Annotated in this window: 7 protein-coding genes and 1 pseudogene; 7 read left to right on the forward strand and 1 reads right to left on the reverse strand. The window is 44.7% G+C overall.

The window, feature by feature from the left end:
* The first annotated feature begins 87 nt into the window (after positions 1-87).
* Together HW443_RS01485 and HW443_RS01490 are read left to right on the forward strand one after the other, a co-directional pair.
* Positions 88-609: a hypothetical protein gene (locus HW443_RS01485; protein WP_176231151.1), complete on the forward strand. Its 522-nt coding sequence runs from the start codon at positions 88-90 to the stop codon at positions 607-609.
* Positions 587-883 carry a UPF0175 family protein gene (locus HW443_RS01490; RefSeq protein ID WP_176231152.1) on the forward strand — a complete coding sequence of 99 codons (297 nt, stop codon included), beginning with the start codon at positions 587-589 and terminating at the stop codon, positions 881-883. Before HW443_RS01485 ends, HW443_RS01490 begins: the two co-directional genes overlap by 23 nt.
* Positions 884-1,139: 256 nt before the next feature.
* Here the strand turns inward: HW443_RS01490 and HW443_RS01495 are convergent, their stop codons facing one another.
* Positions 1,140-1,622, reverse strand: a complete 483-nt coding sequence (locus tag HW443_RS01495; protein ID WP_176231153.1) for a Mut7-C RNAse domain-containing protein — start codon at positions 1,620-1,622, stop codon at positions 1,140-1,142.
* A gap of 435 nt (positions 1,623-2,057) precedes the next feature.
* Here HW443_RS01495 and HW443_RS01500 point away from each other — a divergent pair, with 435 nt between their 5' ends.
* From HW443_RS01500 to HW443_RS01520, 5 genes and pseudogenes are all read left to right on the forward strand, one after another.
* The gene (locus tag HW443_RS01500; RefSeq protein ID WP_176235926.1) at positions 2,058-3,608 is read left to right on the forward strand and encodes a hypothetical protein; all 1,551 of its coding nucleotides are present in this window, start codon (positions 2,058-2,060) and stop codon (positions 3,606-3,608) included.
* 22 nt (positions 3,609-3,630) lie between these two features.
* Positions 3,631-3,795, forward strand: a pseudogene (locus HW443_RS13760) (AIM24 family protein); the annotation flags it as partial.
* Positions 3,796-4,238: 443 nt separating this feature from the next.
* Positions 4,239-5,345 (forward strand): DNA methyltransferase, encoded by a 1,107-nt coding sequence (locus HW443_RS01510; RefSeq protein WP_176231876.1) that lies wholly within the window; start codon positions 4,239-4,241, stop codon positions 5,343-5,345.
* A gap of 14 nt (positions 5,346-5,359) precedes the next feature.
* The gene (locus tag HW443_RS01515) at positions 5,360-5,668 is read left to right on the forward strand and encodes a hypothetical protein (protein ID WP_176231877.1); all 309 of its coding nucleotides are present in this window, start codon (positions 5,360-5,362) and stop codon (positions 5,666-5,668) included.
* Between the two features lie 18 nt (positions 5,669-5,686).
* Positions 5,687-5,848: a hypothetical protein gene (locus HW443_RS01520; protein WP_176233109.1), complete on the forward strand. Its 162-nt coding sequence runs from the start codon at positions 5,687-5,689 to the stop codon at positions 5,846-5,848.
* The last annotated feature ends 152 nt before the right edge of the window (positions 5,849-6,000 follow it).

The raw sequence follows: 6,000 nt of genomic DNA on the forward strand, positions 1-6,000 counted from the left end.
CCACTTTTGCATTCGGAATTGACGCGTCATAACGACTTATGGTATACGTATATTAATAATAGTATACGCTTGTGGGAAGGTCTTTCGTTGAAGACAATTGTTGTGGATAGTTGCTCCCTGATCCTTTTGTCGAAGTGCAGTCTTTTGGAGACCCTTGCTGAGTCCTTTCCGTTAGTAATCCCAAAAGAGGTGTTTCATGAGGTTCTGAATAAGGATACTTTGACGAAATATCCTGATGCAGGAGTCATATCAAATCTTGTATCTGCAAAAAGGATAAGAGTCGTTGGAGTTGACAGGACAGCGAAGAAACTCCCCATATCCCTTGGCAAGGGAGAGTTAGAGGCTGTGGCGTTAGTAAAGCAAACTGCGGGTTCGATATTGCTGACAGATGATGGAAGGGCGATAAAGGCATGCAGATATATGAAGTTGCCCTTTCTTATTTCACCCAGGATAACCGTGGAGCTTTACCGATTGGGCAAAATAGATTTCACCAAGGCGAAGAACTCTATTGAGAAGTTAAGGATTATTGGGAGATACCCTCCCGATATAATTGCTGAGGCATTGCTTAAGCTGGAGGAAATAGAAGATGCTAAAACCAATAACGGTTAGGGTCTCTGAGGACTTCCTAAGGGAGCTTTCCAATTTTATTAAGGAGATGGATCTAGATAAATCAGCATATCTGAGGGATATACTCAAAAAAGGCTTTGAGGAAGATAGGCGAGATAGACTACTGCTCAAATATCAAGCCGGAGAGCTTTCCGCTGCGGAGGTCTGTAAAAGAATCGGGATAACTCCCTGGGAGTTTTTGGATCTTCTCAAGAAAAAAAATATGAGCCTCAATGTGTCTCTGGAAGACTGGTTAGATTCGAGAGGACTTGGGTAAATTCCCATGATGGGGCCATCACCTACGAACCAGGATAACATGAAAATATTGGGCTTAATTTCTACGTCATCGCAGTCTTAAGATCGCAAACTACTGGCCCTGGGCTAAGTGAACCTGAGTTGGAGGGCCTCTGGCTTCAAGATCTCTAGTCTCTTACGAGTGCTGCCGGATTAAGACCAAGATGTCTTCAAACTTTTCAATCTTTGAGTAATCTAATTTTAGGTTAGTAGTTTTGCACGTCCATATGTTGTGTCTATTAGCCTCTTTCTTTTATCTCGGCCAGCATTTTTTCCATTAACCCTAGATGAGTCCCAGCCCAGTAATATTTATCGCACTTATGACAGTGGGAGAAATTCTCCTGGGTCTGAAATACATGGGGCGGAACGTAAGGGTGGACCCTTTCTTTGTCCACAGGTTGAAGAGGGGTGTTGCATTCCAGGCATCGGATTAGGCTAACCCGAAGGGGTATGTGATATTCTCTGGCTACCTGGGCAAGTTGATCCCTTACTGCATCCTTCTGAATGAAGAGATGTTTAAGAATGTTTCTGCTAAATTCCCGCCTCCTGAGAAGGTGGGTGTCCCGGGTGAGGACTATCCTGTTCTCTTTCTTGGCAAGAGAGATAAGGTTCCTGTCCGATATCCCAGGAATGTAGAGGACATCGAGACCCAGTATGCGCATGTATCTGGCCAGCCGGCCCAGCATATCGTCGGCAATGAAAGTTAGATCAGGAGTTGTCATGAAAGATTTTCCTCTCTTCCTAATTACTTAGAAAATACTTGATATTTTCATGGTTCATGGGTGATGAGACCATAATGAAAAATTACGTAGAAAACAGATCAAATATTTTCATCGCTCGCGGATGATGAAGCCGTTATGGGAAATTGCTTTCAATTTGATCCAGGGGAACTTGTCCGCACCATATCAAAAGTGGCGCAAGAAACCCATTTCTATGGTGCATAATATCATTACCAATGGAGCGGGGCTACCGGCGATTGTTAAAATAGGAATAGGTAGAAAATAGATTTGCCATTTTTATGCTTGGAGCGTGCGATCCCCGAATGATAAATTAGTGACAAGAGCACAAAAAGCAAGGATTCTCCGGAATACCAGAATTGGGACGGACGCAACAGACAGTCTGGCGTGCTAAAATAGAGCAGTTGTAAAAGTCTTGAGTTGCCCACCAGAAGTGTCTACGGGTACCTTTGGCTAGAATGTCTTATCAGAGCGGGAGTGGTGATGGTGGATCTGGAGCAATATCGGCAGGAAGTAGAAGTATTTTTGGGAGAGCTGGATAAAGAAAGCTACCTTCATTTCGCCGGGCATAAGGAAGAGGCCAACTTTTCTGGGGTATACGAAAAGCACAAAGAGCTTTTCGCCAGATCAGCTATAGAGGAGATCCAGGAGCTGGAAGAAAAGGCAGGCGGGGAGGAGAAAAGAAGACTGGGCTACCTGCTTTTGTTCAGTATGGAACACTTTTTAGGTCAGGAAGTGAAGGAGATCCAGGATCAAATGGCCATGCAGGAGGCCAGGGCCAAGATAGATGTCCAGGGTCAGGAGATAGGCTACAGGTATTCCCATGTGGTTCAGATGAACGAGCCAGATCCTGAGAGGCGAGCTCTTATCGAATCGAGACGGGTTGAGGCTACTGAGCGGGAGTTGAATCCCAATTATGTGAGATTGTGGGAACAAGTTTACAGCGCTACCCGGGATCTGGGCTACGAGAGTTATGCCCGGATGTTCTCCAGTCTAAAACGCGTTGATTTTCAGCAACTGGCCCAACAGTTGGAGCCGATTTTAGATCGGACCGATGATCTCTATCTGGAAAACATGGATCATGTCCTTAGACAGGAAATAGGGATATCTCTCCAGGAGGTCCGGAGGAGCGATATTCCTTACTTGATGAGAGGAAAGGAATTTGATGCGTACTTTCGTGCGGAGCGAATGATGGAAGTCTTCTATCATACTCTTAAGGGTTTAGGCGTCGATCTTGACGAACAAAAGAGCATCATTGTGGATGCGGAGCCTCGTGAGAAAAAATCTCCCCGGGCCTTCTGTGCCCCGGTGAAGATTCCCCAGGAGATATACCTGGTCATTATGCCTTCAGGGGGCCAGGATGACTATGAGGCTTTCTTTCATGAGGGAGGACATGCGCAGCACTTTGCCAATGTAAGCTCCAGACAGGCCATTGAGTACAGATATCTGGGTGATAACTCAGTGACCGAGGCATATGCCTTTCTTTTCGATCATCTACCCAAAAACAGATACTGGCTGGAGCGGATGTTGGGAATAGAGAGGTGGGAGAGATTTCTTCGTTTCTCCCATACTCTCAATCTCCTGTCTCTTAGGAGGTATATTGCCAAGCTCCAGTACGAGCTCAAACTGCACGACGGAACTCCTCTGGAGGGCAAAGATGAGCTATATACTGAGATTCTGTCCCGCGGTGTTCTGGTGGAATACCCAAAAGAGATGTTCCTCAAGGACGTAGATGAGTCCTTTTACTGCGCTAACTATCTGAGAGCCTGGATCCTGGAAGCCCAGTTGGAGGAGTACCTGAAAGGAGAGTATGGAGAGGCCTGGTTTGGGGAGAAGAAGGCGGGTGACTTCCTGCGGGAACTCTGGTCCTACGGTCAGAAATATAGGGCCGATGAACTGGCGAAGGAGTTAGGTTACCAGGGATTAGATATCGATCCTTTGATTCGCCAGGCTGATGATGCCCTGAGCTAGAAGAAACGATGCCAGTGTCAACTTCAGTATCGAAAGAGTAAAGGGGTTTGCCAATATCTTCTTCGGGAGAGAAGGTCTGTTCCTGGCCACTGTTCGAGGCCCCGGAAAGGTATGGCTGCAAACCACGCCTATCCAAAACGTAGCCAGAACTATCTATCCCTATTTGCCCATCCCTAAGGGTGACTGAGATATCTCTCATACCAGTGAGTTGAGCACACTGCTCAAAGGGCGACTCAGTGTGCTCGCTCCCAGAGCAAGAGATAAGTAGGGCATCATGGAGGGTGCTCCAGGTCTGAACAATGTTTTCTTCTCTTACCTTTCCACTCGTAGCGCCAACGAGCTACAGAACAAACAAAACAACAATTCCAATAACGAAAACCCAGAAAAGCATACTAAACAGACCACCAACCGCCGCACACAAACCCATCGCATCCATGCAAATTGCTCTTGTCTTAGCATAACAAGCACGTAATGAAAATGTTAGAAATCTGCTTGCAAAACGAACATATGTTTGCTATCATGAGAGGGAAACTTAGACGTGTGAAATTACTAGGAGAAGCATAGATTTCAGCAGCCTTTATTGATGACCTGTTATAATTCGCATAAAATTAAGAAGAAAGGATTCAAAGAATGCCAACCATGACAGAATCATCCTTTTATCCTATTTCATTAGACGAGATAGAAACGAAAGTTGCCAGGAAGAACGGGCGACGGAATGGATGGTCTAGTAATGGCGGGTATCAATTCTCTTTACCTTTGGGCCAATGTCTGGATAACGTCAAAGAGATAGTAAACGAATTCGGCGAAAGAATTACACGTGTTGACGGAGATATTCCTGCAGATTTATCAGTGAATGATGGAGACAGATTCCTATTTATAAGTTACGATCAGAGTGCTCTTACTCATGGGTTACATAGGTACCCAGCCAAATTCTTTCCAGAATTACCGCGCTGGTTAGTTAAACGTTATTCTAACGAAAATGACCTTGTCCTTGACCCCTTTTCTGGTAGCGGAACAACCAATATCGAGGCACTGTTGCTCAGGAGACATTCTGTTGGAATCGATGTGGACCCGTTCTCGCGCTTTCTTTCAAAGGTCAAGGCCACACCCTTAGATGAAAGCGAATTAAAGTCGACACAAGAACGCTTGTTGCGCTTTATGGTAAATTATCAGCCTTCAAAGGTGTTTGAATCAGATATACCGTGTTTCCCCTATAGGGATAATTGGTTCAACAGAGAGATTATTCTCGAGGTTGCGTATTTGAAGAAGACCATAGAAGCTCTTGATGCCAGCAATGACGTAAAGGATTTCTTCAAAATCTGTCTATCGTCGATCATCCGCGCTGTTTCAAACGCGGATGACAACTGTACGAGGACCGTGATAAGAAAAAAGCTAAATAAGCGGGTCTATCCGTCTGACGCTCTGAAACGATTTGCAGAAGTTGTACTTTTCAATGTTCCCAAGATGATAGAGTTCTCTCAACGATGTCCACGGAATGTCGCTGCGATCTTTCCGGAAGACATGGATGCGCGAAGCATAAGATACGAAGAAGAGAATTTCGATTTGGCTGTGACTTCTCCTCCGTACGCGAATGCAGTGGATTATCCAAGGACCCATCAATTAGAAAGCTACTGGTCGGGACTAGCCAATGGTTCATTGACACCGCTGAAAAAAAGCATGTGGGAACTGAAAGCGTTTCGTCTAACGAATACAAGCAACTTCACAAGATCGGAATAGATGATGCAGACATTGTGATTTCGGAAATTTTTGAAAAGGACCCAAGACGGGCATATATAGCTTTTAAATACTTGGATGACATGCGGAAGAATCTGACGGAAGCTTATCGAGTGTTGAAAACGGGTGCAAGATACATTATCGTTGTTGGCAACAACAGAATTCGCGGAGAACTATTTGAAAACTGGAAGTATATAATGGAGTTGGCTAAAGGTGTTGGGTTTGAACTCGAAACATATTTTGCTTCGGAGATCATTAAGTATTTTATAAAGGTTCCTAGAGAGGAACGAATCAATACGGACTGGATTCTCGTATTAAGGAAATAACAATTAAGGCAAGGAAACATGAGCGATAGCGAAAACAGAGGCCGTCAAGCATCCGTTGATGGCTTTGCCCACGAGCACATTGCCGCAGGCATTCTGATGAAGAAATATCAGAATGTTTCTTTAGTTGATCTACCTTTATCTACATACGACATAATTATTGTTATGGGGGTATCCCCTTGACTCAGGTACATACTATATGTAGTGTTTGGGTATGGAAGATTATCCCCAATATGTAGTAGTTGCCTGAGCGAAGGAGATACCCCCAATTAATAATTTAGGTTCTTCCGGTTTTAGCATGGGTAAATATCTAAGCCACCACAGTGGAAAAGGAT

The organism is Candidatus Hakubella thermalkaliphila (assembly GCF_013281975.1).
Lineage (GTDB): Bacteria > Actinomycetota > Humimicrobiia > Hakubellales > Hakubellaceae > Hakubella > Hakubella thermalkaliphila.

Bases quoted from the DNA above. Each gene is read 5' to 3' on its own strand.
- HW443_RS01490 (WP_176231152.1), top strand. From the start codon at position 587: ATGCTAAAACCAATAACGGTTAGGGTCTCTGAGGACTTCCTAAGGGAG.
- HW443_RS01495 (WP_176231153.1), bottom strand. From the start codon at position 1,622: ATGACAACTCCTGATCTAACTTTCATTGCCGACGATATGCTGGGCCGG.
- HW443_RS01510 (WP_176231876.1), top strand. From the start codon at position 4,239: ATGCCAACCATGACAGAATCATCCTTTTATCCTATTTCATTAGACGAG.
- HW443_RS01520 (WP_176233109.1), top strand. From the start codon at position 5,687: ATGAGCGATAGCGAAAACAGAGGCCGTCAAGCATCCGTTGATGGCTTT.